Origin of the sequence: Kitasatospora sp. NPDC091276 (assembly GCF_040684355.1) — a bacterium.
GTDB lineage: Bacteria > Actinomycetota > Actinomycetes > Streptomycetales > Streptomycetaceae > Kitasatospora.
In genome coordinates, this window is the sequence record NZ_JBFBFU010000004.1 from 271,732 (window position 1) to 295,376 (window position 23,645).

Here is a 23,645-nt window from a genome sequence, read left to right on the forward strand (position 1 = left end):
GCCCGCGACCCCTTAGCGGTGTGTCCTGCGCCACACCTGGTTCGTGGCCGGCGAAGGGGCGCGGCAGGGTAGCAGCCGGTGCCGGGCGGATCGCGCCTCACGCGCCAACTCGTCCTACCCGGGCCTTGGTTGGCGATCGCTCCCCTAATCTCCCGCCATGAACTTGTGCAACAACTCCTCGTCGGGGCTGCTCATGGGCCCGAACCGGACCTTTCAGGCGCTCGTGGGCCCGGCCGCGTGGAACGGCGTCCTCAAGGGCACCGAGCGGAGGAAGCTTCCGGCGGGCCGGAAGCTGGTGGGGCAGGGCGACGTGGGCGCCTTCGTGATCGTCGTGATCAGAGGTGTGGTGAGGGTCGACCAGATCGGGGGTCGTGCCGGTGCGGGTAAGCGGCTGCTCGCCTTCCGGCGTGGCGGCGACCTCATCGGGGACCTCGCCGTGCTCGGTTTCGGCGTGCGGACGGCCACGGTGACGGCGTACACCGACTGTGAGGTGGCGATCGTGCCCGGGGAGACGTTTCGGAGCCCCGGTTTCCAGCGCGACTACGGCTTGGCGATCTCGTCGTACATCGCCGGCCGGCACTGGGAGGCCCAGATGCTGGCGCAGCCCGGCGACAACCGGGCTCGGGTCGCATGGGTCCTTGTGCCGCTGCTCGACCACGAGGAGGGGATTACACGGAGTGTGGCGAATGACGTCCAACTTCCGGTTGTCCAAAGGGATCTCGCAAGTTGCCTGGGCATCGGCGCCAAGCAGGTGCGGCAGGTCGTGTCGGTGACGCCGTTCGGCGGGACGCTGGCCGGTCGGCGGGGGCGGCTCGTGGTCGAGGACCCCGAGGGTCTGCGCGCGGCCGCCGCGCGGCTCGGCGGACTGTCGTGAGCGGTTGACGGCCGTCGTCACGTCGCGGCGATCAGGGCGGCGCCGGTCTCGAACACGTGGTGCCAGGCCTGGTCCAGGAGGTAGGCGCCGTTCATGCCGTGGTCGGCGAGCCGCACGAAGTCTCCCCGCCGGGTGAAGTCGGCCGCCCGGCGGAGGGGTTCGCGGCGGTCGGCGAGGTAGTGGGTGGCGGCGGACAGCGCGAGGGCGGCGAGGAGGCGGCGGGGTTTGGGGCGGAGGCCGAGGGCGCGGGTGCCGAGGAGGAGGGCGGCGGCCTGGGTGGCGGTGTAGGCGGCGACGTGTGCGGTGCAGGCGCGGCGGCCGGCCGGGGTGGGCCGGCCCTTGGTGCCGGCCTGGTGGTCGGTCTGGATCCAGTGGTCGGCGAGGGTGGCGGAGGCGCGGAGGAGGGCGTAGGCGGCGGCGAAGGCGGCGGCGCGGGAGGCGGGTTGGGGGGTGGGGGCCGGCGTGGGCACGGGCATGGGCGTAGGTGCGGGCGTGGGCATGGGGCTCCGATCGGTGGGGTGAAGGTTTCCTGGTGGGGCGGCCTGCTGTGGTAGCAAGGCAGGCATGACGGAACGGCCTGGCGGGCGTAGCTCGTACCACCACGGATCGCTGCCGGAGGCGCTGGTCGCCGCGGCGTTCGAGCTGCTGGACGAGTACGGGCAGGAGAAGGTGAGCATGCGGGAGGTGGCGCGGCGGGCCGGGGTGTCGGCGGGGGCGCCGTTTCGCCACTTCGCGGACCGGCAGGCGTTGTTGACGGCGCTGGCGGACCGGGTGCTGGCGGACTTCGCGCGGTGCCAGGAGGCCGAGGTGGCGGCGGTGGCGGCAGTGGATCCGGCCGGGGGGTCGGCCGGGGGGTCGGTGATGCGGGCGGTCGGGCTCGGGTTCGTCCGGTACGCGCTGCACCATCCGCACCGGTTCGATCTGGTGCGTTCGCGGGTGTTCGTGGCCTCGCGGGAGCCGGAGCTGCGGGATCAACTGGACGGCATGGACAGGGCGTTCACCGGGCTGATCGTGGCGGACCAGGAGGCGGGCCGGTTGCGCCCGGGGGATCCGGGGCTGATGGGGCTGGCCGGGCAGGCGCTGGTGTTCGGGCTGGCGCAGATGATCGTGGACGGCTACCTGCCGGAGGAGGAGGCGGAGGAGCTGGCCGGGAAGGTGCTCGACACCTTCGGCCAGGGAGTCGCCAACCTTCCTTCGCAGTAACCGATTTGTGCGTGCAGTGAGCCTTGACCGGGTTTCCCGGCCCTGATGTAATCACCGATTACATGGGGTGCGGGAGGCTGAGATGTCCATGGGAACGACGTTCGTCCGATCGATGTTCGCCAAGCCGACGCCGGGCTACACCACCGCGGGCGCCACCGGCGACACCGTGGTGCTGCTGATCGGCATGCGGATCAACCGCTTCTGGGCCGTCCACCACTGGGGCCCGGTGATGTTCGCGATGTTCCGGATGCTGTACGAACTGGGGCGCAGCCCCGAACGCGGCCTGCGCGGGCGGATCCTGCTCACCGCCTCGCCGCGCACGTACTACGTCGTCCAGTACTGGGAGTCGAAGGAGAAGCTGTACGGCTACGCGAGCGCGCCGGACGGCTTCCACCACAGCGTCTGGGGCATCGTCAACCGCAAACTGCGGGAGGGGAAGGCCCGTCGGCACGTCGGGCTGTGGCACGAGACGTACGTGGTGCCGGAGGGTGGGTACGAGTCGATCTACTTCGACATGCCGCCGTTCGGTCTCGCGGGCGCCACCGGCTCCCTGCCGCTCGAGGCGCGCGGGCGCCGTGCGTCGCAGCGGCTGGCCTACCGGTCGGGGGAGGGCCCGCAGGGCGGCTCGAAGGAGGGCCGCCAGGAGGGTGCGAAGGAAGGCCCGCAGGGCGGCTCGAAGGAGGGCTTGAAGGAGGTCTCGGGGGAGCGCGTGCCCGAGTAGGGGTGCTCACCGGGCGCTCAGGGAGTGTCGCGGGTCGGCCCGGGCGCCGCGGCGTGAGAGCGTCGGGGGATGGCGGAGGAGCAGGGCGGGATGCCGGCGGGCGCGCCGAGAGGTGTACGGGCGGGCGCGCCGACCGGAGCACCGGCGGGCGCACAGACGGGCGGCGCACCCACGGGCGGGCCGGTGGTGCACGAGGTGCCGTACCACGCGCAGTGGGAATCGGCCGAACTGGTGCGGGTGATCATCGACGGGCAGGTCGACGCGGCCGAGGACCCTTGGTGGGGGCAGTCCGGTGCGGCCACCCCGGAGGAGTACGCGTGGTGGTCGTGGCGGCTGTGCGGGGTGGCCTGCCTGCGGATGGCGCTCGACCACTGGTGGGGCCTGGCGCCGCCGGCGCTCACGCTGGCCGGGGAGTGCGTGGCGGCGGGGGCCTACGTCCGGGACGGCGAGAGCCTGCGCGGACTGATCCACACGCCGTTCGCCGACTACGTCCAGCGGCGGTGGGGACTGGCCGCGCAGGCAAGGGAGTTGGCGCCCGCGGAGCTGGCGGCCGAGGTGGCCGGCGGGCGGCTGGTGATGGTGTCGGTGCATCCCGCGATCCGGGAGCCGGCCGGTCCGGCACCGGTGCGGCGGGGCGGACACCTGGTGCTGGTGGTGGGCGCCACGGACACGGCGGTGGTGATCCACAACCCGTCCGGATTCCCGGGGGAGTCGCAGTCCTTCGCGCACGTGCCGTGGCGGTCGTTCGAGCGCTTCTACGCCGGGCGGGGGATCGTCCTCGGCCCGCCGGGCACGGGTGGCACGGGTGGCGCCCGATCGGTTCCCGACCAGCAACCGGTCGGGAGCTGACCGGCGGCTGGTCGGGACCTCATCAGCCCCTGATCAGGAGCTGATCGGGGGCCGATCGGGGGCTGATCAGGGGTTGTCCGGCAGGCCGGCCGGGTTGACCGGGAGCTGGCTGCGACAGAGCGCCGATATCGGCTTCAACGCGGCGGCCAGGCGGTCGAGTTCGGCGCGCGGGTAGTCCTCCCAGACCCGTGCGGCGGCCAGGTCGGTGGCGGCCTCCAGGGACTGGTGCCGGATCCGGCCGAGTTCGGTCACCGAGCCCGCCGTGGTCAGCCAGCCCCGCTCGACCAGGCGCGCCGCGGCCGCGTCCCACTCCTCGTCCGTCCAGCCGCGCATCGGCTGGAGCATCTCGCGCCGGACGTCCATCGCGCACCGGACCACCAGCGCCTCGCAGCCGTCCAGGCCGGCCGCCACCAGGGCCGCCACGTGGCCGTCCCCGCGGTGCTCGCGCATCACCGTGGCGGCCTGCCACAGCCGTTCGTACAGGCCGGAGGGGCGGGGCAGCGCGGCGTTGGCGGCGGCCAGCACCCGGCCGACGCAGTCGAGCCGGCCAGCGGCCCGCTCCAGGGCCTCCACCACCAGTTCGACCTGCGCCGGGTCCACGTGCTCCAGCAGCCGGGCCAGCGCCCCCGCCGAGCCCTTCAGCCGGGCGGCCAGCGCCTCCTCCGGGCTGGCGTGCGTCCACACCTCCGGCAGCGCGCGCTCGACCATCGCCGGGGAGAAGCTGAAGAACGCGGCGATCACCGGCGGCGCGTCCACCGCACCCAGCGGCGCCGACCGGCTGGCGAAGTAGCCGCGCCAGCCGCCGTGCAGTCCGGCCGCCTCGTAGGCCTCGCGGCTCTCGGGCAGGAAGTAGGTGACGGAGTGCACCGGTTCGAAGAGCCACCACAGGGCACGGGCGGGGTGGACGAGATCGGCCATCGAAGGACCTTCCTCGGAGAGGGGCGGGGCGAACCCGGCCGGACGGGGCGGCTCGGCGGGCGCCGACGGATCGGGCGCGCGCGGGCCGCTTCAGTGCTGATGACCACGGCGGCGGCCACGGTAATCCCGCACCGGGTGTGATGACGGTCACGGGGAGGTCCCGGTGTGCGCCCGGCGGGGCGGCGGCGCGAGATGATGGGACGAGGTGCCCGCTCCCGGGACGCCGCAGCCCTCCAGTGAACCCTCGTGTGAAGGTAGTCGGTAATGGCGCAGATCAACCCCAGCATCCTGTCCGCGGACTTCGCCCGGCTCGCCGACGAGGCCGAGGCCGTCAGGGGCTCGGACTGGCTGCACGTCGACGTGATGGACAACCACTTCGTCCCCAACCTCACCCTCGGCATCCCGATCGTCGAGTCGCTCGCCCGCGCCACCGACATCCCGCTCGACTGCCACCTGATGATCGAGGACCCGGACCGCTGGGCCCCCCAGTACGTCGAGGCCGGCGCCGGCTCCGTCACCTTCCACGTCGAGGCCGCCGCCGCGCCCGTCCGCCTCGCCCGCGAGATCCGCGCCAAGGGCGCCCGCGCCTCCATGGCCCTCAAGCCGGGCACGCCCATCGAGCCGTACGAGGACCTGCTGCCCGAGCTCGACATGCTGCTGATCATGACCGTCGAGCCCGGCTTCGGCGGCCAGGCGTTCCTCGACATCATGCTGCCGAAGATCCGCCGCACCCGGGAGCTGATCGCCAAGCACGACCTGGAACTGTGGCTCCAGGTCGACGGCGGCGTCTCCGCCGCCACCATCGAGCGCTGCGCCGAGGCCGGCGCCGACGTGTTCGTGGCCGGCTCGGCGGTGTACGGGGCCGAGGACCCGGCCGAGGCCGTGCGCAAGCTGCGGGAGCTCGCGACCAAGGCCTCGGCGGACGCCTGGTGGGCCTGCGGGCACTGAGCCCGGGCGGAGCCGTTCAGAGACGGGGCTGTTCAGAGACGGGGCTGTTCAGGGGCCGGGCCGGCCGTCGTCCAGGGGCCCGGCCCGGCCTGGCCCCGCCCGGCGAGGGGTGGAGGATCCGGCGGTCGTCAGGGATGATCGTTGGCGAACGCCCCTCGCCCGGCCCCTCTCCGCACGGTGGTGGAACCGCACATGAGCAACCTCGACCGCAAGCCCTCCCCGACCACCTGCGGCCGCGAGGCCGACACCGGACCGGTCAAGGACCTGCTGACCGGACGCCAGGTCCAGCTCGGCGAGAGCACGATGGTCCGCCGACTGCTCCCCAATCTGGGCCGCCGGATGGTCGGCGCCTGGTGTTTCGTCGACCACTACGGACCCGACGACATCGCCGACGAACCCGGCATGCAGGTCCCGCCCCACCCCCACATGGGCCTCCAGACGGTCAGCTGGCTCCACCAGGGCGAGGTGCTGCACCGCGACAGCCTTGGCAGCCTCCAGACCGTCCGCCCGTACGAACTGGGCCTGATGACCTCCGGCCGGGCGATCTCCCACTCCGAGGAATCCCCGCGCCCGCACGCCCGCTACCTGCACGGCGCCCAGCTCTGGGTCGCCCTCCCGGACGCCCACCGGCACACCGCCCCCACCTTCGAGCACCACGCCGACCTGCCCGTCGTCACCGCCCCCGGCCTGCACGGCACCGTCATCCTCGGCACCCTCGACACCGCCACCTCGCCCGGCACCGCCTACACCCCCCTCGTCGGCGCCGACCTCGCCCTCACCGAGGGCGCCGACCTCAAGCTCCCGCTCGTCCCCGACTTCGAGTACGCCGTCCTCTCCATGTCCGGCAGCGTCGACGTCGACGGCGTCCGCGTCGAACCCGGCTCCATGCTCTACCTCGGCTGCGGCCGCCCCGAACTCCCCCTCCACGCCCGCACCGACGCCGCCGTCCTCCTCCTCGGCGGCGAACCCTTCGACGAGCAGATCCTCATGTGGTGGAACTTCATCGGCCGGTCCGGTGAGGAGATCACCCGGGCCCGCGAGGACTGGATGTCCACCGCCCGCTTCGGTGACGTCCACGGCTACGCCGGCGACCGGCTGCGGGCGCCGGAGCTCCCCGCCCTTCCGCTGAAGGCGCGGGGGCGCGTGCGCTGAGGCGGGGAGACGGGGTTCGCGGTCGCTAGCGTTCGTCGGTGAGGTCGCGGACGAGGGTGCTGCTCATCTGGGGGAGTTCGCCGTACTCGGGGTCGTCGCCGGCGACGGGGAGTTGGTGGATGACGGCCGCGAGGCGGGGGGGCAGCTTCACGTCGAGGCCGTAGTGGCACCGGGCGAGGATGTCGGTGAGCACCTGGGCCGGCAGCAGTGCGTGAGGAGTGCTCAGGACGCGCTGTGGCGGGCGGGGGTTGGTGGCCAGTGCTTCGGCCTGTTGGCGCCAGACTTCCGCGTCCAGGAACTCCCCGAGGCTGCGGTGCAACAGGCTCAGGAACGACGCGGAGGTGTAGGAACCGCCGCCGGCCGCGAACTGCCACCAGAACTGGGCGCCGTCGCGATGGCCCGCGACGTACAGCAGCGCGCCGAGGACGAGGGCGCCCTCGGGGTGGATCTGCTCGGCGTTGACGAGGAGGCCCAGGGAGGCCGCGGCGGACGGCATCGAGAGGACCAGGGACGCGGCGAGGTCGAGTTCGTGGGCCGCCTGCTTGTGCTCGGAGGACAGCGGACTCGGGGCGGTCAGCAGCCGCTCCCAGGAGACGCCCGTGCCCCCTGGCTGCGGCCGGGGGGCCCGGGTGGGCAGGTGGATGCCGGCCATGTTCGGGTGCAGGGCCCGGTCGTGCTCGGTGCTCACCGGCTCTCCCCGCGTCGGCCGCCGAGCGCCGCGGCCAGACGGTCGAGAGCCTGGCTCGCGGTCGAACGGACGTTGGCCTCGGTCGTCCCCAGGCAGTCGGCGATCTGCTCGTCCGGCAGGTCGAGCAGGTAGCGCAGCACGATCACGTCGTGCCGCCGCTCGGACAACCGCCGCAGCGCGACGTACAGTTGCTCGTGAGTGCCCCCGGTCTCCATCAGGTGCTGCGCCCGCTCGGCGGCGATCCGTACGGCGTAGACCCACCCGGGGACGCTCGCCTGGGTGGGCAGCGGCTCGCCGTTCATCATCAGTTCCGCCAGGGTGGCGCCGATCTCCTCCTTGAGGATCGTCCAGGCGTGGAACGGTGGGATCTTCTCCCGCAGGATGCGCGGCCACTCCTTCCACACGCGGACCTTCGCGATCTCCACCGCTCTGTGTGCGGCGGCGTCGTCGCGAAGGCGCGCGCGGGCGAACCCGGTCCACGCCCCCTCGTGCGTGTCGCAGAACGCGTCGAACGTCAGGCGGTCCCGGTCTCCGACCACCCAGTCGCTCTCGGTCACGTCCCATTCCTCCCCTGCGGCACGCCTGTCGGCTGCCGTCCGGCGCGGGCCGTCGACCGTGGCTGAGCCCCACGGCCGTGCGGCGGTCACAGTGGGAACTCGCTTCCCTGGTAGGAACATTAAGGCGGATTGGATGCCGAGATGTTAAACCGCGACAAGGTGTTTCGAGATCAGACATAAGGTGCGGCGGATGATGGAGATACCGTGCGGAACATGGTCAGAGTGAGTCACTACATGCTCTGATTCGGTCGTCCTGCTTCACGGTCGCGTCGTCACCGGTGGCGGCCCTTGCTTGGCCGTTCGGGCGTGTGGGCATAGTGGAAGGGGCCGCGCCAGGGTCCGCCACCGCTCGCCACGGTGGCGCGGGCGCGGATCGGTCCTGTCCTGCGCAGGGCGAGTCGATGACGTATCAGGGGGAACGCATGACGGACGGCACCGCCAGGACCGACGACGTAGAGGTCAACCTCGACATACACCTGGCCCACTCGGCACGGATGTACGACTACTACCTCGGCGGCACGACGAACTTCCCCGCCGACCGTGAGGCCGCCGGCCGGGCCCTGGCGGTCTTCCCCTACGCCCGCTCCGCCGCGCGCGCCAACCGTGCCTTCATGCGCCGGTCGACGCAGCTGCTCGCCGAGGCCGGGATCCGGCAGTTCCTCGACATCGGCACCGGGATCCCCACCTCGCCGAACCTGCACGAGGTCGCGCAGTCGGTCGCACCGGACGCCAAGGTCGTCTACGCCGACAACGACCCGATCGTGCTCCTCCACGCGCAGGCGCTCCTGCGCGGCACCGAGCAGGGCGTCACCGCCTACGTGCAGGCCGATGTGCGCGAGCCCGGAGACCTGTTGGACTCGGCCCGGGCGATCCTGGACTTCACCCAGCCGATCGCGCTCAGCATGAACGCCCTGCTGCACTTCGTGCCGTTCGAGGCCCAGCGGATCACCGAAGGCCTCAAGGCACAACTGCCCAGCGGTTCCGCGCTGGTGGTCAGCCACTTCACGCAGGACTTCGCCGCCGAGGAGACCGCCCGGCTCATCCAGGTCTACACCGCCGCGGGAACCCCCGTCGCCGCCTGCACCCGTGACGAGTTCGCGCAGTTCTTCACCGGCTGGGACCTCCTGGAGCCGGGCGTCGCGGCCACTCCGCGCTGGCACCCGGCGGCGCCTGCGGACGACACCGAGCACATCACCGACGCAGCGGCCTCCTGCTACGGGGCCGTCGCCATCCGCCCCTGAGCCGTCCTCCCAGTCCGGCAGCTTCCAGTCTGGCAGCTTCGAAGCCCGGATGTTCAAGCCCGTACATCGGCATTCCGGGACCCGGGTGCGCCCACCGCCGGTGGCGGCAGGAGTCGTTGTCAGTCGCGGTCAGCGGTCAGCGGTCAGCGGTCAGCGGTCAGCGGTCAGCGGTCAGCGGTGAGCGGTGAGCGGTGAGCGGTGAGCGGGCCGCATCAGCCGCTCGCCGGGCGGCTCACTCGCGCCCGCCGATCGCGTCGACCGGCGCCGGCCGCAGGGCGGACCGGGTGGCCACCGCGATCGAACCCCAGGAGAGCGCGACGGTGACCGCCACGATCGCGACGAGGCCGACGGGGCCGACGGGGGAGACGGACGGAACGGGTGACTCCGTCAGCCCGAGGCTGATGCCGACCAGGGGCGGGACCGTCGCCAGCAGACCGAACAGCAGCGCCGAGAAGACCACGATCCTGGCTTCGCCGTTCATCATCGCGCGGACCTGGGCCCGGTCGGCGCCGATGAGTCGCAGCATCGCGAACTCGCGAACTCGCGAACTCGCGCACCCGCGCCGCCGTCGCCATCACCAGGGTGTTCACCGCGGCGATGGCGATGTAGCCCAACAGCACGGTCTGGAACAGGAGGTTGAGCGCCCAGTCATCCGAACCGCCGCCCCCGGGCGCGGCCTTGAACGCCTCCTGGCCGCCCGCCTGGACCGTCGGGTAGCGCCCGACCGCGCCGCGCAGCGCGTCGGCGAGCGCCTTCGGGTCGGTCCCGTCCGCGGACCTGACCAGCACGGCGGTGTCGACCCGCGCGGTGGTGTGCGCGACGACGAGGTCGTTGGGCAGGGTGACGTCCCCGAAGCCCGAGCCCCGCTCGTAGACCGCCACCATCCTCGGCCTGACCGCCGTGCCGTCGCCGAGCCGCAGGTCGACCGTCCCACCGCGCTGCGCGTGGACGGTGTCAGCGGCGGCGCGGCTCAACGCCACCGTCTCGCCGCGCAGTTCCGCGGTGTCGCCCTCGACCACCTTGAGGTCCAGGGTCTCGGAGAGCCGTTCGGGCGCGACGCCCTGGGCGGCGAAGGCCTTGGTCGCGGTGCTGTCCTCGGACGGGAACGTCAGCAGCACCCGCATCCGTGCCACCGGCGTCGCCACGGCGGCGCCGGGCACGCCGCGCACGGCGTCCACGACCTCCGGGGACACCCCTGCGCCGGACGACGAGGTCAGCACGTGGTCGGCCCGCAGGCCGGCGTCGAGTTGGTCCTGCGACGCCGCGATCGTCGTGGAGGCGCCGAACACCTGCACGGCGGCCAGGGTCACGCCCATGGCCAGCGGGGTGACGGCCGAAGTGAGTCGCCACGCATCGGCTCGCGCGTTGGCCTGGGCGAGGAAGCCGGGGGCCGTGGACTGCCGGTTCAGGCGCGGGCCGAACAGCACGACGGCGCCTCTGATCAGCAGCGGGCCGACACACCCCAGTGCCACGACGAACAACAGGACCGCGCTCGCCGCGGTGTCGGCGGCGGAGTCGCCCGACACCGCAACCTCGCCCGAGGTCAGCAGCAGCCCGAGCGGGACGAGCAGGAAGCCGATGGCCAACCGGACCCGGCCGACCCTCCCGGGCTCGACGGCGGCGTCCCCGAGCGCCTCGACCGGGCCGGTCCCGGACACCCGGCGCGCGACCAGCCAGCCGCCGAGCCGGGCGCTGGTCATGCACAGCACCAGCGAGGCGAGGAAGGGCAGCCACCCCACGTCCATCCGGAAGTCCGCGGGCATCGCGCCCGTGAGGACGAACACGCCGCGCATCACGAACGCGATGACGACGCCGGGGATCGCGCCGACCAGGGCGCCCGCCAACGACACCAGGGTCATCTCGGCGCCGATCATCCGGTGGATCTGCCGGGGCGTCGCGCCGATGGCACGCAGCAGGGCCAGTTCGCGCCCGCGCTGCCGCACCGACAGCGCGAGCGTGCTCGTTACCACGAACACCACGAACACCACGATCAGCACCATGGTGCCGCCGAACGACGCCGACGTCTCGACCACCAGGCTGCGGGCGTCGCCCACGTCCAAGAACTCCACGTCGCCGCGTTCCGCGCCGGTGTGGGCCACCACGCCCGGCACGGCGGCCGTGATCCTGCCGGCCAGTTGCTCCGGGGTGACGTCGGGCCCGGCCCGCACACCGATCGCGTCCACCCGGTCCGGACGGCCGGACAGCTCGGCCGCCCGGCCGTCGGTGAAGAACACCGCGGACTGGCGGCCCAACCCGCCCCCCGGCGGTGCGGCGACGCCCGCCACGCGGTACGGCGACGCGACCGAGCCGACCACGAGCCGCACCGTCGCGCCGGGCGACACGTGGGCGCGCGCGGCGAGGCCGGCGTCGAGTACGACCTCGTCGGGCCCGGCGGGCGCGCTGCCCGCGCGCACCGCGAACGGCCCGAGCACCGCGGCGGACCAGCCGTGCCCGACCACGGGGAAGCCGTCCGGGCCGCCCACCGCGCGGCCGTCCGGGGCCAGCACGCCGACCTCGACGTCGACATCGCCGAGGGCGGAGCGGACACCGGGCACGGCGGCGACGGCGGCGACCTTGTCGGCGGGCAGCGAGACGCGCTCGCTGTAGCGGACCTCGGAGCTCTCGTCCAGCCAGTACGACTGCTCCGCGCCGAGGACCACCGCCGCGCCCGAGTAGCGTTCGGGGGCCACCCCGCTGCTGAGCCCGGACATCAGCAGGATCCCGCAGGCGGTGATCACCGCCGAGCCCGCGGCGATCGCGACGAAGGAGCCGACGAAGCCGCCCTTGCGCCCCCTGATCGTGCCCCACGCCAGCGACAGGCCCTTGCGGTCCGGCACCACGAGGCGGACCAGCCGTCGGATGCGGCGGATCACCACGCGCCCAGGTACGTCACGCGCGCCGCGACCTGCCCCGAGGCGGGCCGGCGCGGCTCGCCCGCGAGCCGCAACGGCGGTGTGACGATCTCCTCCACGGCCGGCGTGGTCATCGGGTCGCACGCCCGGGAAAGGCACTCCTGCCGGAATCGGACGGTCCCACTCCGGGAGTGCGGGCGCCACGATCCAGTCGGACGCGTACGGCATCCGGCGCCGGTGTCAGTCTCCTTGACGAACCGTAACTCCTCGACGCCGCACCCCAACGGATCGACCAGTCGGCGGATGCGGCACGCCACGCAGGTCGAGACACGCTCGGGAGCCTCCCCGAGGCCCCGCCGCGCCCCGTCGCAATTTCTTCAGTGACGATCAGTCAAGAACTGTCCGTGCAGGTCATTGCAAATACAGCTTCTCCCATGACGGCTTATCCGGTTTGAGTTCTGGATCCGGGGCGGTGGGGGAGGGGTGGGATTCGAGCGACTCGCCGAGACGTGCGGGGGTGGCTCGGGCAGGGCAGGATGAGGCCGGTTCGGGTGGCCTGGCCGCCTGGGCCCCCGTCTCGGTGCGTGGCCGTTCCGGCGGGTTTCGCCACCGTCTGACGGGCGTTCGTCGCTCGGGAGCCGCCCCATGACCGCTTCTGCCCCTGCCGGGCCGATCGTCCGGTTCCACCGTTCGGTCTCCGAGTCGCTCGGCGGGCTCCCAGGTGCCTTCTGGTGGCTCTGGGTCGCGACCCTGGTCAACCGGCTCGGCGGTGTGGTCACGTTCCTGGCGCTCTACCTCACCGCGGACCGTGGTTATTCGGCCTCGTACGCGGGGGTGGTCGCCTCGCTCATCGGCCTCGGCTCGGCGATCGCCGCGCTGGTCGGCGGTGTGCTGGCGGACCGGATCGGCCGGCGGCCCACCCTGCTGGCCGCCCAACTGCTCACCGCGCTCACCACGGCAGCCCTGGGTTTCGCCGACGGGCAGCTGGCGATCGCCTCGACGGCGTTCCTGGTCGGGCTGAGCAGTTACGCCTCCCGACCGGCGACGTCCGCGATCATCGCGGACCTGGTGCCGGCCGCCGACCGGGCCCGTGCCTTCGCGCTGAACTACTGGGCGATCAACATCGGGTTCGGCGTATCGGCCGCGCTGGCCGGGCTGGTCGCCGCCCACGACTACCGGGTGCTCTTCCTCGTGGACGCCCTGTCCACGCTGCTCTGCGCGGTGGTGGTCTTCGTCAGGGTCCCGGAGACCCGGCCCGTCGAGCCGCAGCGGGACACCGCCGGGCCGGGTCTCGGGCCGGGGACCGGGCCGGGTGCCGGGCTGGGCACGGTCTTCCGGGACCGGCGTTTCATGGCGCTGGTCGGGCTGTCCTTCGCCTTCGGGCTGATGCTCCAGCAGGGCAACACGACGCTCGCTGTGGACATGGGCAAGGCCGGGCTGACCAGCACGCAGTACGGAGTGGTGATCGGGATCAACGGTCTGCTGATCGTCCTGTTGCAGATCCCGGTGACCCGCCTGACGAAGGGACAGCACCGGGGGATGCTGCTGCTGGTCAGCGCGCTGCTCACCGGATCGGGCTTCGGCCTCACCGCGTTCGCGGGCTCCTCCGCCCTCTACTACGCCGCCACCGTGGGGATCTGGACGCTCGGCGAGATGATTCAGGCACCCACGAGCATGAGTCTGGTGAGCGAGCTCTCGGCGACGAGCACCCGCGGGCGCTACCAGGGGGTCAACTCGCTCGCCTGGTCGGCGGCCTCCTTCCTCGGGCCGGTCGCCGGCGGGCTGCTGCTGGACCACGCTGGCCGGGGCGCCCTCTGGGGGTGCTGCGCGGTCCTCGGTACGGTGGCCGCGGCGGGGTACCTGGCGTTGGGGCGGCGGGTGGACACCGGGCGCTACTCGATGTCGTGACCAGGCCCCGAGAGGGGACGGGACGGATCACGGCTCCTGGCGCGGGTCGGTCCAGGGGGCCAGGTCGGGCGCGGCGCTCTCGCTGCGGAAGAGGAACTCGAACAGCAGTCGGGCGGCGAGCTGCGCGGTGCTGCCGGAGGGGTCGTAGCGGGGGGCCACCTCCGCGATGTCCACGGCCTCCACGGGCAGGACGCGCAACTCCTCGTAGACGTCCAGGAGGTGTCCGGTGTCGATGCCGCCCATGGTCACGTGGCCGGTTCCGGTCGCCACGGCGCTGTCGAGGACGTCGATGTCGAGCGACACGTACACGGTGTCGCAGCGCTCGCCGAGCTGTTCGACGAGCGGGCGCAGGGCCGCGGCCGCGCCCTGGCGCAGGATCTGCGATCCGGGCACCACGTGGAAGCCCCGGTCGAGCAGGCCGCGGAACTGGTCGTACCTGGTCACGTCGCCGACGCCCACGAAGGCGATGTCCTCGGGGTGCATCCCCGGGAGCTCGCTGATCCGGCGGGAGTTCGACCCGTGGTAGAGCGGCCCGTGCAGGGTGCTCCAGTTCCCGAAGTCGAAGTGGTGGTCGATGTTGATGAATCCCACCCGTCGCGCGCCCCGGTCCAGCCGGCCGGCGCGGAAGCCCGCGAAGGTGGGGAAGGTGGTCGAGTGGTCTCCGTTGAGGAAGACCAGGCGCGGCGCCGATCCGCTCAGCCGCCGGCTCCCGGCGGCGACCGCCTGGAAGGTGCGGATCGTGTCGGTCGGGTAGATGTGCAGGTCCCCCGCGTCGGCCACGCGCGGGGCGCGGTAGCGGAACGTCCGGCCGCTGCGGGTGTCCAGCATCTTCCACTGGCCCAGGCTGGTGAGGTAGCTGGAGAACACCAGGCTCGCCTGCCGGATCGCGCGCGGCCCTTCGGCCGCGCCCGGACGGGAGCTGGCGGTCGCGTCGTACGGGACGCCGGTCGCGACCCAGCCGTCCTCCCCGACGTCGACCTGCGCCCGGTCGGCGGCGGGGGCACCGAACAGGGTGGCGAGGCCGGCCCACCCGGGCAGCGGGTCGGTCTCGAACTCCTCGGGTTTGACGCTGCGGTGGAGCGCCTCGAAGTCGGGGAGTTGGTAAGGGGGCTGGGTGGGGGGCTGGTTCATGCGGTCTCCCTTGCGGAGTGGCCGGAGTGGCCAGAGTGGCCGGAGTGGCCGGAGTGGCCGGGGTGGTCGGGGTGGTCGGGGTGGGCCGGTACGGGGGTGCGCACGATGCGGTGGGCGGCGGCGATCTTCTCCTGGAAGAGCTCCCAGCTGCGCTCCGGAGTCAGGTGGCTGGGCCGGTAGACCACCGGGGCGTCCTCCCGCCACTGCGCGAAGTCCCAGGTGAAGATGCGTTCGCGCAGGCGCTGGAAGTCGGGGGTGAGCGGGTAGGGGACGAAGTTGTAGAGGTTGAAGAGCCACAGGGCCCGGCGGTTCGCCTCCAGCCAGCGGACGGTCTGCGCGTGGGACTCCTCGGTCTCCTCGTCCAGTCCGCCCATCATGTTGAGGACCACCTTCAGGCCGGCGTCGCTCAGCGCGTGGATCCGCTCGGTGTAGTCGTCGAGCCCGCGGGACAGCTTGCCGAGCCGTTTGAGCATCTGGGAGTCGGCCGACTCGAAGCCGAGCTCGACCGCCACGACGCCGAGTTCGAGCATCGCCTCGATGACCCACTCCTTCACCTGGAGGACGTGGGTCTGCACGATGAACTTGTAGCCGGGGCGGTCGCGGAACACCTCCAGCAGGTTGCGGACCGCCTCCCGCGACTGTCCGAAGGTCTTGTCGCCGACGTAGACGAGCCGGGTGTCCGGGAAACGGTCGGCGAGCTGGTCCACTTCGGCGCGGAGGGCGCTGTTCCCCACCAGGGTGAGCTGCTTGCTCCAGGCGTCACCGCAGAAGGCGCACTTGTACAGGCAGCCGTGGCTGGCGTTGAGCCGCAGCATCGGCACCTTGCCGCTGTAGCCGTCCAGATGGCGGTAGTCCGGTGCCCAGGTGATGGGCTCGGCCACCAGCCCGAGGGCGGCCCGCTTCTCCGTACGGCCGCCCCGCCCCGAGGCCAACTCGACCAGGACGGCCGCGAAACCGGCGTCGAGCTGCCCGCGGTGCACGGCGTGCACGGAGCCCTCGGGTGCCAGCGGGGCCATGTTCCCGCCCAGGACGACGCGCCGCCCGGCGCGTTCCAGCTCGCCCGCGAGGTCCAGGGCGAGTCGGAAGTTCTGGGCCAGTGGCGAGAACAGGACGAGATCGCCGGGCGCCGTCGCCGCCAGGATCGGAGCGCCGCAGGCCTCGCTGTCGGCAGGGGTGCGGGACAGGTCGACGAAGCAGGAATCGATCGTGGTGCTGTCCAGCAGGGCGGTCAGGTGCGCGACCCAGAGCGGAATCTCCCAGAGCCCGTCGGACGGGATGAAGTACTCCGGGAGGAAGGCGCGGAAGCGGCGGTCGTAGTCCTGGTAGTAGACGGACAGCCGGTCATCGGGGTCGCGGGTGGACGGGAAGGGCAGTTGGACGATGCAGCACCTGGTCACGATTCCTCCGCACGTGGGGACGTGCTCGCACCGACCGGCTCACGGGAGGGCGCCGGTCGGTCGCGCCCGGAGGAACTACTGCCCGGGCGGTGGCCGCCGCCATCGGCGTGAACGACGCTCACTGGTGCGCGTACCGAACCCGGGGAGCGCGAAGGACCTCCGTGCCCCGCGGGCGTGCGCCGGGTCGGCCGGGTAGCGATTCGGCCGGCCTGCGGGGAGGCCGAGGTGGTCACCGTTCCCGGCAACGCCGTCCTCGGGCGTACCCCGCTCACGGAGCGGTTCGCCGCCCTCGTGCCGGGCTTCGGCACCGTCGTGCACGGCTCCGGAGTGAGCATGCTGCTGGGCCGGATGGAGTTCCGCCGGCCACCCCGGCTCGCGGCGGCCGAGCTGGCACCGGACATCCGGCTGCCCGACACCGAGAGCTATCTGCGCTGGGTGGTGATGCTTCCCGAGCCGCTCCCCTCCGCGCCGGCGGACTGGCCGGCCGTCCGCGACCACCTGCTCGCCCTGCTCGACGGCTGGCACCCCGACCTCGTCGACCTGGTCCGTCAGGCGGACGTCGTCAACAGCTCGCCCCTGACCGTCCGTTACGCCAAGCCCGTGCCGCACTGGGGCGTCACGGTTCCTGAAGGTGTGCTCAGACTTCTTCAGCGGATCTTCAGCGGGTTGGTCGGAGGCTTCTGGGGTCACTCCCCCGTCCGCCTCGTCGCAAGTGAGCCCCCGTTGCCCCTGAGCCCGATCCGTGCAGCCCGCGCCACGGCCGAGACCCGGCCCGTGCCCGAACGGCGGCGGCCCGCCGCCGAGGGGGCGGGGGCGGCCCTGCTGCCCTGGGCGCTCGCCGCCGTGCTGTTCGCCGCCTACACCGCGCTGTCCGTCTCCCGCCACCTGCACCTGCGGACGAACGGCTTCGACCTGGGCATCTTCGAGCAGGCCGTGCGCGGCTACGCCGAGGGCCGCGCGCCGGTCTCCGAGCTGAAGGGGCCGGGGTTCCACCTGCTCGGGGACCACTTCCACCCGATCCTGGCCACCCTCGCACCGCTCTACCGGGTCTTCCCCTCCGCGCTCACCCTGCTCGTCGCCCAGGCGGCGCTGGTCGCCGTGTCGGCCGTCCCCGTGACCAGGGCCGCGGTGCGGGCGGTCGGCCGGTGGGCGGGCGCGGGCATCGGGGTGGCGTACGGGCTGTCGGTCGGCCTGCAACAGGCCGTCGGCTTCGACTTCCACGAAATCGCCTTCGCCGTACCCCTGTTGGCGTTCTCTCTGGAGCGGCTGGTGCTCCGGCAGTGGCGGGCGGCGGTCGGCTTCGCCCTGCCGCTGCTGCTGGTCAAGGAGGACCTCGCGGCGACGGTCGCCGTCATCGGCTGCTACCTGTTCTGGCACGGCCGCCGCCGACTGGGCGCGAGCGTCGTCGCGCTCTCCGCCGCCACCCTGCTCCTGGTGCTGCTGGTCGTCATCCCGGCCCTCAACCCGGACGGCGCCTACACCTACCTCTCCAGCGTCGACGGCCCGGCCGGCAACCCCGTGACCAGGCTGCTCCTGCCCGGCGAGAAGTGGCACACCGTCGTCACGATTCTGGCCCCCACCGCGTTCCTGGCGCTGCGCTCCCCGCTGATCCTGCTCGCCCTGCCGACGCTGGGCTGGCGCTTCTGGTCCACCAACCCGTCCTACTGGGGGACGGACTTCCACTACGGCGCCGTCCTGATGCCGATCGTCTTCCTCGCCTTCGTCGACGCCCTGACCCGGCTTGGGCTGCGGTTCCGGGCCCGGCGCGGCCTGCGGCGGTGGACGGTCCGCGGTTCCGTGGCCGTCGGGCTCGCCGTGACGGCCGCCGCCCTGCCCGCCCAGCCCCTCGCGGAGCTGGTCCGCCCCGCCACCTGGCAGCGTGACGCGACCGTCGACGCGGTGAGCGCGCTGCTGCGCCGGATCCCGGACGGTGCCGAGGTGGCCGCCGCCAACGGCTTCGCGGCCCAACTCACCGGCCGCACCCGGGTCTACCTCTTCCCCCGCTTCCCGGGCGCCCCCGGCGCGCGGCCCGACTGGGTGGTGGCAGCCGACCACCCGCGGGACGGGCTCCTCTCCGCCCGCGACGAGGCCGAGGCCCTCCGCGCCCTCCCCGCCGCCGGCTACCGCCCCGTCGCGAGCGCCGCCGGCATCACGGTCTACCGGCTCACCGACCCTGCGGGCTGACCCGGGGCGGTGGTCGGACGGCGGGAGGCATGGCGACGACTCGACGCCAACGCGCGGTGGTTGCGCCGACGCGCGCAGGGCCCGCCACTTGCGGGGCGGCCCCGCGCGGGACGGAGGGGCGGAGGGTCGGAGGGTCGAGGGTCGGAGGGTCGGAGGGTCGGAGGGACGGCAGGTCGGCCTGGTGTCAGCTGAAGGCGGCGTCGGCGGTCAGCGTCGACTGGGCGATGGGCTGGCCGACTCCGAGCAGGACGTCGACGCAGTTGTCCAGGATCGGCTGGTCGCTGTCGATGTTGAGGACGGTGGTCAGGTTCTCCCCGGCCAGGCGGGTGGAGGAGCCGGTGACAGTGCCGGTGAGGGTCCCGGCCCCGTCGACGTCGACGACGGCGATGTCGGTGATGGTGCTGCTCGCCTGCGTGCCGTCCTTCAGGTTCCAGGTGAAGGTCGCGGTGGAACCCGGCGCCATGGCCGGCGGCGTCAGCGGGTTGCAGCTGAGCGTGCCGAACTTGAGCGTCGCGGTGACGGTGCCGCCCGTCACGGCCGTCGGGCCGCCCTGGGAGTCGAGGCAGCCGCTCACCGTCCCGCCGATCGCCACGGTGGTGGCCTCCGGGCTGGCCGAGAGCGGCGGGCTGAAGGTGACGGCGGCGTTCACGGTGCAGTTCAGGATTTCCGCGGCGGCCGTCGGGGCGGCGTCGGCGACCGGTGTCACGGCGGTGCACAGGGCGGCGAGAACGGCGGACACGGTGACGGCGCTTCGGCGTACGGACACGTGGATTCCCTTTCTTTCGTCGGACCGGGGGTGTGGCCCTCGCACTCGGAGCGGGGCGGGCCGAAGGGGGACGGTGGCACGGCGCGAGGAATTCCGGCCGTCGCCATCCCGGGGATCCCGCCGATACGCCTCGAATGGTCCAGCGCTGCGGTCCGATCCTCCGGCGTGGGCGGACACCGGCGGGCGGACACCGGGAAGGTGGCGGCCGGCCGGTCGACGGAGGGGCGCCGGGCCCTGGTCGACCTCGGCACCGTGAAGTGGTTCAACGGCCGTCGACGTCGTCGGCCGCTGAGGGCGCGCGGTGTCCGTCAGGCCACGTGGTCGAGGGTCGGCGCGGCCGTCGGCTGTGCCGTGGCCCCGGCACCCTCGGCCTGCGCGCCCCAGCGGCGGGCCAGGACGGCGCAGACCATCAGTTGCAGCTGGTGGAAGAGCATCAGCGGCAGCACCATCAGCCCGGCCGCCGGGCCCGGGAAGAGGACGGTGGCCATCGGGACGCCGCTGGCCAGGCTCTTCTTGGAGCCGCAGAAGACGATCGCGACCAGGTCGCCCCGGCCGAACCCGAGCCGGCGGCCGACCAGCAGCGTCGCGGTCAGGACCAGCCCCAGCAGCGCCGCCTCCACCCCCAGCAGTGCCGCCAGTCGGGGCAGGGAGAGGGCACCCCACACCCCGCCCACCACGGCGGCGCTGAAGGCGCTGTAGACGACCAGCAGGATCGAGCCGCGGTCGACCAGGCCGAGGACGGCGCGGTGGCGGGCCATCCAGGCGGCGATCCAGCGGCGCAGCACCTGGCCGGCGGCGAAGGGGAGCAGGAGTTGTTCGGCGATCTCCAGCACGGTGCCCGGCGAGACGCCGCCCTTGGTGTGCAGGAGCACGGCGGCGAGCAGCGGGGTCAGGACGATGCCGAAGAGGCTGGAGAAGGTCGCACTGCAGACCGCCGCGGCCGTGTTGCCGCGGGCGATGGAGGTGAAGGCGATCGAGGACTGCACGGTGGAGGGCAGCAGGGTCAGGAACAGCAGGCCCTGGTAGAGCTGCGGCGACAGCACCGCCGGCACCAGCAGGTGGGCGGCGATCCCGAGCAGGGGGAAGAGGCCGAAGGTGACCGCGAGCACGGTGCCGTGCAGCCGCCACTGCCTGAGCCCCTCCCAGGCCTCGCGGGCGGAGAGCCGGGCTCCGTAGAGGAAGAACAGGACGGCGACCGCGCCGGTGGCGGCGTCCGAGAAGGCCGGTGCGGCGCTGCCGCGGGCGGGGAGCAGGGCGGCCACTGCCACGGTGCCCAGCAGGGCGGCGATGAACGGGTCGACCCGGAGGCGGGCGGGGCGACGGGGCAGGTGGGAGCGGAGCGGGTGGTTCGGGCGAGGCATGGTTCTCCGCGGTGGCGGTTCGGGCGGGATGGCCCCAGCCTGCCGCCCGCCGGGGTGATTGTGAATCCCGCTGGCGGCACTCACTGTCATCATGATCCGTGATATCAGCGGATAGAATGGCCGGATGTTCGATCCGGTGCAGTTGAGGTCCTTCCTCGCGGTGGCCCAGACCGGCGGCTTCACCCGGGCCGCCCAGCGGCTGGGGCTGCGGCAGTCGACGGTCAGCCAGCACGTGCGGCGGCTGGAGACGGCCGCCGACCGGCAGCTCTTCCTGCGCGACACCCACTCCGTGCGGCTCACCGGCGAGGGCGAGGCCATGCTCGGCTTCGCCCGGACGATCCTGGAGGCGCACGAGCAGGCGCTCGGCTACTTCGCGCGGACGCAGGTGCGCGGGCGGGTGCGGTTCGGCGCCTCGGAGGACTTCGCCCACACCGAGCTGCCGCAGATCCTGCGGAGCTTCCGGCGGAGCAACCCCCAGGTCGACCTCGAACTCACCGTCGGCCTCAGCGCCGTGCTCTACGAGCAGCTGGCCGACGGACGGCTCGACCTGGTACTCGGCAAGCGCCCGCCCGGCGGCGGCTCACAGGGCCAACTGGTGCGGCAGGACAAGCTGGTGTGGATCGCGGCGGAGGACTTCCGGACGGACCCGGCGGAGCCGCTGCCGCTGATCGTCTACCCGCCGCCCAGCTTCACCCGGGTCCGCGCCCTGGAGGTCTGCGAACGCGACGGGCGGCCCTGGCGGATCGCCTGCACCAGCACCAGCCTCTCCGGGGTCCGGGCCGCCGCGCTGGCCGGCCTCGGGGTGGTGCCGCACGCCCGCAGCCTGATCCCGTCGGGCCTGCGGGTGCTGCCCGACCAGCCGGGCCTGCCCGGCCTCGGCACCATCGAGTTCGCCCTCACCACGGGGCGCACCACGGCGCGCGGCCCGGCCCGGGTGCTGGCCCAGGCGGTCCTCGCGGACGCGTTCCGCCTGCAACGCGCACCGGAGCGGGCGGAGCCGTGACAGGCGGAGCCGTGACGGGGGGCGACGGCCGGGGGGCGCCCCGGCTGTGGGCGAGCGCGCGGCCGTGGCGAGGCGGCGTGCCGGCGGGTTCCTTCCGTCGACGGTGACAGAGAGTCAAGGGCGGTGGCTTGAGGCGGACTTCACGCCGCTTGGCCGTTGAACCCGACGGTTCCCCGGTCGCGTTACGAAGGCTAGAGCAGCCGGCTGGCGCGGACAGGGAAAGGTCGGGAAAGATGCGATTTGGCGACATGCTGCACGGACACCGGAAGCACCGGGGCCTGACCCAGCAGCAACTGGCCGATCTCGCCACGCTGAGTGTTCGCGCGGTGCGCAACCTGGAACGGGGCGGGGCGCTGCGGCCCCGGCGGGAGACGGTGCGGCTGCTCGTGGACGTGCTGCGGCTGGACGCCGACCAGCGGGCGCAGTTCGAGTCGGCGGCGTTCGAGTCGGCGGCGTTCCCCGAGGCCGCGCCGGGCGCGGCGCCCCGTGACCGCGGCCCCGGCTTGCGGGGGCCCGGGGCGCGCGTTTGAGTGGGAAGGTACCGGCGGAATCGGGGGCGAGGAGGCGCCATGTCGCACCACAAGTCCAACAAGGACGTCGAAGGCGACCCGGACACCGGGCACGGGCGCGGTCTGCCCCGGCGGCCCGACGAGGAGGAGCTCGACGAGCGCACCGAGGAGGACCGCGAGGAGGTGGGCCTGCCCCCGGACCCGGACGCGGACGACCGGCCCGAGCAGGGCCGGCGGTAGGGGCCGGGGCCACTGCCGAGCCCGGCCGGAGCCGCGCTACGGGCCGGTGGGGTCGCCCGTCTCCCCGGTCCTGGTCGGCCGGGTGTGGACCTTGGCGACGCAGGCCGGGAGGGCGGCGGCGTGGTCGTGGTCCCGGGCCCGGTACGCGCTGGGGGTCTCGCCGACCAGCTGGGTGAACCGCGAGCTGAACGAGCCCAGCGAGGTGCAGCCGACCGCCATGCAGACCTCCGTCACGCTCAGGTCGCCGCGCCGCAGCAGTGCCTTGGCCCGCTCGATCCGGCGGGTCATGAGGTAGCCGTACGGGGTCTCGCCGAAGGCGGCGCGGAAGCTGCGGGAGAAGTGGCCCGGCGACATCAGTGCGGTGTGCGCCAGCGCCGGCACGTCCAGTGGCTGGGCGTAGTCGCGGTCCATCCGGTCGCGGGCCCGCCGCAGCCGGGCGAGGTCGGGTAGGGGGAGTCGGGACACCTGGGGCACGTCTGCCACGCTACCCGCCCGGTCCGACAGGGTCGCGCGGAGGCGTGCGCCGGCCGCTGCCCCGGGCCGCCTCCCCGCCCCGTCCGGTCCCGCGTCCCCGTTCCCGTACCCCCGTTCCTGCGCCCTGCTCTGCCCTGCGCCGTCCCCGCGCCCCGCCCCGTCCGTTCCCGCGCCCCCGCTCCCGTACCCCCGTTCCTGCGCCCTGCCCTGCCCTGCGCCGTCCCCGCGCCCCGCCTCCGCACCCCACCGCCTCGTCCGGACAAATTCGGTCGAAGGCGCTGTTTTCGAGCAGAGCGGCCGGTATCGGACGAACGGGTCCGGATTCGAACTGATGGTGGAGTGGGTGTGCCGCTCTTGTCGCGCGTGCACATGAACTTTCGTCAATTCCCTTGCGGATATATTAGATTGCCGGTCTGCTGATGAACTCCTGATCGGCCCGGGTGTGATAACCCGTCGATGATGAGAGCGGGACATTGGGACGAACGAGGAAGCGAACGAGGTGCGCCGCGCAGGTCGCGGCGCTGACGGTGGGACTGTCCGCCGCAGCGCTGGTGACGGCGCCGGCGGCTTTTCCACAACCCGGCGACGGGACGGTGACCGTCCGGGTGATCCGGGCGGTGGACACCAGTGGAGTGTGGACACCGGCCCTGGAGCCAGGGCTCGCGGGCG

Annotated in this window: 23 protein-coding genes and 1 pseudogene; 12 read left to right on the top strand and 12 right to left on the bottom strand. The window is 73.1% G+C overall.

Translation table 11 applies throughout. The annotated features are described in order from the left end of the window. Positions 1-157 precede the first annotated feature (157 nt). Positions 158-874, top strand: coding sequence for a cyclic nucleotide-binding domain-containing protein (locus AB0O19_RS07230; protein WP_363583207.1), 717 nt, complete (start codon positions 158-160; stop codon positions 872-874). A gap of 17 nt (positions 875-891) precedes the next feature. Here AB0O19_RS07230 and AB0O19_RS07235 read toward each other — a convergent pair whose 3' ends face one another. Next, positions 892-1,350: a hypothetical protein gene (locus AB0O19_RS07235; RefSeq protein WP_363618357.1), complete on the bottom strand. Its 459-nt coding sequence runs from the start codon at positions 1,348-1,350 to the stop codon at positions 892-894. A gap of 88 nt (positions 1,351-1,438) precedes the next feature. Here AB0O19_RS07235 and AB0O19_RS07240 point away from each other — a divergent pair, with 88 nt between their 5' ends. The 3 genes from AB0O19_RS07240 (at position 1,439) to AB0O19_RS07250 (ending at position 3,647) form a co-directional block, all read left to right on the top strand. After that, the gene (locus AB0O19_RS07240) at positions 1,439-2,077 is read left to right on the top strand and encodes a TetR/AcrR family transcriptional regulator (RefSeq protein WP_363618359.1); all 639 of its coding nucleotides are present in this window, start codon (positions 1,439-1,441) and stop codon (positions 2,075-2,077) included. 112 nt (positions 2,078-2,189) lie between these two features. Then, on the top strand, positions 2,190-2,798 hold the full coding sequence (locus AB0O19_RS07245) for a DUF4188 domain-containing protein (RefSeq protein WP_363618503.1): 609 nt from the start codon (positions 2,190-2,192) through the stop codon (positions 2,796-2,798). Between the two features lie 69 nt (positions 2,799-2,867). Continuing rightward, positions 2,868-3,647 (top strand): C39 family peptidase, encoded by a 780-nt coding sequence (locus AB0O19_RS07250; protein WP_363618361.1) that lies wholly within the window; start codon positions 2,868-2,870, stop codon positions 3,645-3,647. 66 nt (positions 3,648-3,713) lie between these two features. On the opposite strand, the gene AB0O19_RS07255 is transcribed toward AB0O19_RS07250, so the two are convergent. Continuing rightward, on the bottom strand, positions 3,714-4,565 hold the full coding sequence (locus AB0O19_RS07255) for a hypothetical protein (RefSeq protein ID WP_363583215.1): 852 nt from the start codon (positions 4,563-4,565) through the stop codon (positions 3,714-3,716). A 264-nt stretch (positions 4,566-4,829) separates the two neighbouring features. Here AB0O19_RS07255 and rpe point away from each other — a divergent pair, with 264 nt between their 5' ends. Continuing rightward, a complete protein-coding gene (gene rpe, locus AB0O19_RS07260; RefSeq protein ID WP_350887277.1) occupies positions 4,830-5,513 on the top strand; it encodes a ribulose-phosphate 3-epimerase in 684 nt (227 codons plus the stop codon). 192 nt (positions 5,514-5,705) lie between these two features. Beyond that, the gene (locus AB0O19_RS07265) at positions 5,706-6,665 is read left to right on the top strand and encodes a pirin family protein (protein ID WP_363618363.1); all 960 of its coding nucleotides are present in this window, start codon (positions 5,706-5,708) and stop codon (positions 6,663-6,665) included. A gap of 25 nt (positions 6,666-6,690) precedes the next feature. Here the strand turns inward: AB0O19_RS07265 and AB0O19_RS07270 are convergent, their stop codons facing one another. Further along, on the bottom strand, positions 6,691-7,353 hold the full coding sequence (locus AB0O19_RS07270; RefSeq protein WP_363585917.1) for a hypothetical protein: 663 nt from the start codon (positions 7,351-7,353) through the stop codon (positions 6,691-6,693). Beyond that, the gene (locus AB0O19_RS07275; protein ID WP_363618365.1) at positions 7,350-7,910 is read right to left on the bottom strand and encodes a sigma factor-like helix-turn-helix DNA-binding protein; all 561 of its coding nucleotides are present in this window, start codon (positions 7,908-7,910) and stop codon (positions 7,350-7,352) included. The genes AB0O19_RS07270 and AB0O19_RS07275 overlap by 4 nt, the downstream gene beginning before the upstream one ends. A 422-nt stretch (positions 7,911-8,332) precedes the next feature. Here AB0O19_RS07275 and AB0O19_RS07280 point away from each other — a divergent pair, with 422 nt between their 5' ends. Then, the gene (locus tag AB0O19_RS07280; RefSeq protein WP_363618367.1) at positions 8,333-9,151 is read left to right on the top strand and encodes an SAM-dependent methyltransferase; all 819 of its coding nucleotides are present in this window, start codon (positions 8,333-8,335) and stop codon (positions 9,149-9,151) included. A 232-nt stretch (positions 9,152-9,383) separates the two neighbouring features. Here the strand turns inward: AB0O19_RS07280 and AB0O19_RS07285 are convergent, their stop codons facing one another. After that, complete coding sequence (locus AB0O19_RS07285; RefSeq protein ID WP_363618505.1) at positions 9,384-9,677, bottom strand: FtsX-like permease family protein; 294 nt, start codon at positions 9,675-9,677, stop codon at positions 9,384-9,386. A 1,180-nt stretch (positions 9,678-10,857) separates the two neighbouring features. Next, positions 10,858-11,862, bottom strand: a pseudogene (locus tag AB0O19_RS07290) (ABC transporter permease); the annotation flags it as partial. A gap of 786 nt (positions 11,863-12,648) precedes the next feature. Here AB0O19_RS07290 and AB0O19_RS07295 point away from each other — a divergent pair. Next, a complete protein-coding gene (locus tag AB0O19_RS07295; RefSeq protein WP_363618369.1) occupies positions 12,649-13,911 on the top strand; it encodes an MFS transporter in 1,263 nt (420 codons plus the stop codon). Between the two features lie 27 nt (positions 13,912-13,938). On the opposite strand, the gene AB0O19_RS07300 is transcribed toward AB0O19_RS07295, so the two are convergent. After that, positions 13,939-15,042 (bottom strand): arginase family protein, encoded by a 1,104-nt coding sequence (locus AB0O19_RS07300; RefSeq protein WP_363618371.1) that lies wholly within the window; start codon positions 15,040-15,042, stop codon positions 13,939-13,941. Continuing rightward, positions 15,039-16,439, bottom strand: a complete 1,401-nt coding sequence (locus AB0O19_RS07305) for a radical SAM protein (RefSeq protein ID WP_363618373.1) — start codon at positions 16,437-16,439, stop codon at positions 15,039-15,041. Before AB0O19_RS07305 ends, AB0O19_RS07300 begins: the two co-directional genes overlap by 4 nt. Before the next feature lie 225 nt (positions 16,440-16,664). Between AB0O19_RS07305 and AB0O19_RS07310 the strand changes: the two genes are divergently transcribed. Further along, positions 16,665-18,623, top strand: a complete 1,959-nt coding sequence (locus AB0O19_RS07310) for a DUF2079 domain-containing protein (protein WP_363618375.1) — start codon at positions 16,665-16,667, stop codon at positions 18,621-18,623. A gap of 184 nt (positions 18,624-18,807) precedes the next feature. Here AB0O19_RS07310 and AB0O19_RS07315 read toward each other — a convergent pair whose 3' ends face one another. Beyond that, positions 18,808-19,389: a hypothetical protein gene (locus tag AB0O19_RS07315; RefSeq protein WP_363618377.1), complete on the bottom strand. Its 582-nt coding sequence runs from the start codon at positions 19,387-19,389 to the stop codon at positions 18,808-18,810. Positions 19,390-19,697: 308 nt separating this feature from the next. After that, positions 19,698-20,750 (bottom strand): bile acid:sodium symporter family protein, encoded by a 1,053-nt coding sequence (locus AB0O19_RS07320; protein WP_363618379.1) that lies wholly within the window; start codon positions 20,748-20,750, stop codon positions 19,698-19,700. 124 nt (positions 20,751-20,874) lie between these two features. Between AB0O19_RS07320 and AB0O19_RS07325 the strand changes: the two genes are divergently transcribed. The 3 genes from AB0O19_RS07325 (at position 20,875) to AB0O19_RS07335 (ending at position 22,502) form a co-directional block, all read left to right on the top strand. Beyond that, the gene (locus tag AB0O19_RS07325) at positions 20,875-21,753 is read left to right on the top strand and encodes a LysR substrate-binding domain-containing protein (protein WP_363618381.1); all 879 of its coding nucleotides are present in this window, start codon (positions 20,875-20,877) and stop codon (positions 21,751-21,753) included. 233 nt (positions 21,754-21,986) lie between these two features. Then, positions 21,987-22,283 carry a helix-turn-helix transcriptional regulator gene (locus AB0O19_RS07330; RefSeq protein ID WP_363618383.1) on the top strand — a complete coding sequence of 99 codons (297 nt, stop codon included), beginning with the start codon at positions 21,987-21,989 and terminating at the stop codon, positions 22,281-22,283. A 39-nt stretch (positions 22,284-22,322) separates the two neighbouring features. After that, positions 22,323-22,502, top strand: a complete 180-nt coding sequence (locus AB0O19_RS07335; RefSeq protein ID WP_363585939.1) for a hypothetical protein — start codon at positions 22,323-22,325, stop codon at positions 22,500-22,502. 36 nt (positions 22,503-22,538) lie between these two features. On the opposite strand, the gene AB0O19_RS07340 is transcribed toward AB0O19_RS07335, so the two are convergent. Beyond that, complete coding sequence (locus tag AB0O19_RS07340) at positions 22,539-22,913, bottom strand: helix-turn-helix transcriptional regulator (RefSeq protein WP_363585965.1); 375 nt, start codon at positions 22,911-22,913, stop codon at positions 22,539-22,541. Positions 22,914-23,376: 463 nt separating this feature from the next. After that, positions 23,377-23,601: a hypothetical protein gene (locus AB0O19_RS07345; RefSeq protein ID WP_363618385.1), complete on the bottom strand. Its 225-nt coding sequence runs from the start codon at positions 23,599-23,601 to the stop codon at positions 23,377-23,379. Between the last annotated feature and the right edge of the window lie 44 nt (positions 23,602-23,645).

Excerpts from the sequence above, each read along its gene's own strand:
- AB0O19_RS07240 (WP_363618359.1), top strand. The coding sequence starts at position 1,439 with ATGACGGAACGGCCTGGCGGGCGTAGCTCGTACCACCACGGATCGCTG.
- AB0O19_RS07340 (WP_363585965.1), bottom strand. The coding sequence starts at position 22,913 with ATGGACCGCGACTACGCCCAGCCACTGGACGTGCCGGCGCTGGCGCAC.
- AB0O19_RS07280 (WP_363618367.1), top strand. The coding sequence starts at position 8,333 with ATGACGGACGGCACCGCCAGGACCGACGACGTAGAGGTCAACCTCGAC.
- AB0O19_RS07295 (WP_363618369.1), top strand. The coding sequence starts at position 12,649 with ATGACCGCTTCTGCCCCTGCCGGGCCGATCGTCCGGTTCCACCGTTCG.
- AB0O19_RS07325 (WP_363618381.1), top strand. The coding sequence starts at position 20,875 with ATGTTCGATCCGGTGCAGTTGAGGTCCTTCCTCGCGGTGGCCCAGACC.
- AB0O19_RS07235 (WP_363618357.1), bottom strand. The coding sequence starts at position 1,350 with ATGCCCGTGCCCACGCCGGCCCCCACCCCCCAACCCGCCTCCCGCGCC.
- AB0O19_RS07335 (WP_363585939.1), top strand. The coding sequence starts at position 22,323 with ATGTCGCACCACAAGTCCAACAAGGACGTCGAAGGCGACCCGGACACC.
- AB0O19_RS07265 (WP_363618363.1), top strand. The coding sequence starts at position 5,706 with ATGAGCAACCTCGACCGCAAGCCCTCCCCGACCACCTGCGGCCGCGAG.
- AB0O19_RS07300 (WP_363618371.1), bottom strand. The coding sequence starts at position 15,042 with ATGAACCAGCCCCCCACCCAGCCCCCTTACCAACTCCCCGACTTCGAG.
- AB0O19_RS07245 (WP_363618503.1), top strand. The coding sequence starts at position 2,190 with ATGTTCGCCAAGCCGACGCCGGGCTACACCACCGCGGGCGCCACCGGC.
- AB0O19_RS07285 (WP_363618505.1), bottom strand. The coding sequence starts at position 9,677 with ATGCTGCGACTCATCGGCGCCGACCGGGCCCAGGTCCGCGCGATGATG.
- AB0O19_RS07255 (WP_363583215.1), bottom strand. The coding sequence starts at position 4,565 with ATGGCCGATCTCGTCCACCCCGCCCGTGCCCTGTGGTGGCTCTTCGAA.
- rpe (WP_350887277.1), top strand. The coding sequence starts at position 4,830 with ATGGCGCAGATCAACCCCAGCATCCTGTCCGCGGACTTCGCCCGGCTC.
- AB0O19_RS07250 (WP_363618361.1), top strand. The coding sequence starts at position 2,868 with ATGGCGGAGGAGCAGGGCGGGATGCCGGCGGGCGCGCCGAGAGGTGTA.
- AB0O19_RS07230 (WP_363583207.1), top strand. The coding sequence starts at position 158 with ATGAACTTGTGCAACAACTCCTCGTCGGGGCTGCTCATGGGCCCGAAC.
- AB0O19_RS07330 (WP_363618383.1), top strand. The coding sequence starts at position 21,987 with ATGCGATTTGGCGACATGCTGCACGGACACCGGAAGCACCGGGGCCTG.
- AB0O19_RS07320 (WP_363618379.1), bottom strand. The coding sequence starts at position 20,750 with ATGCCTCGCCCGAACCACCCGCTCCGCTCCCACCTGCCCCGTCGCCCC.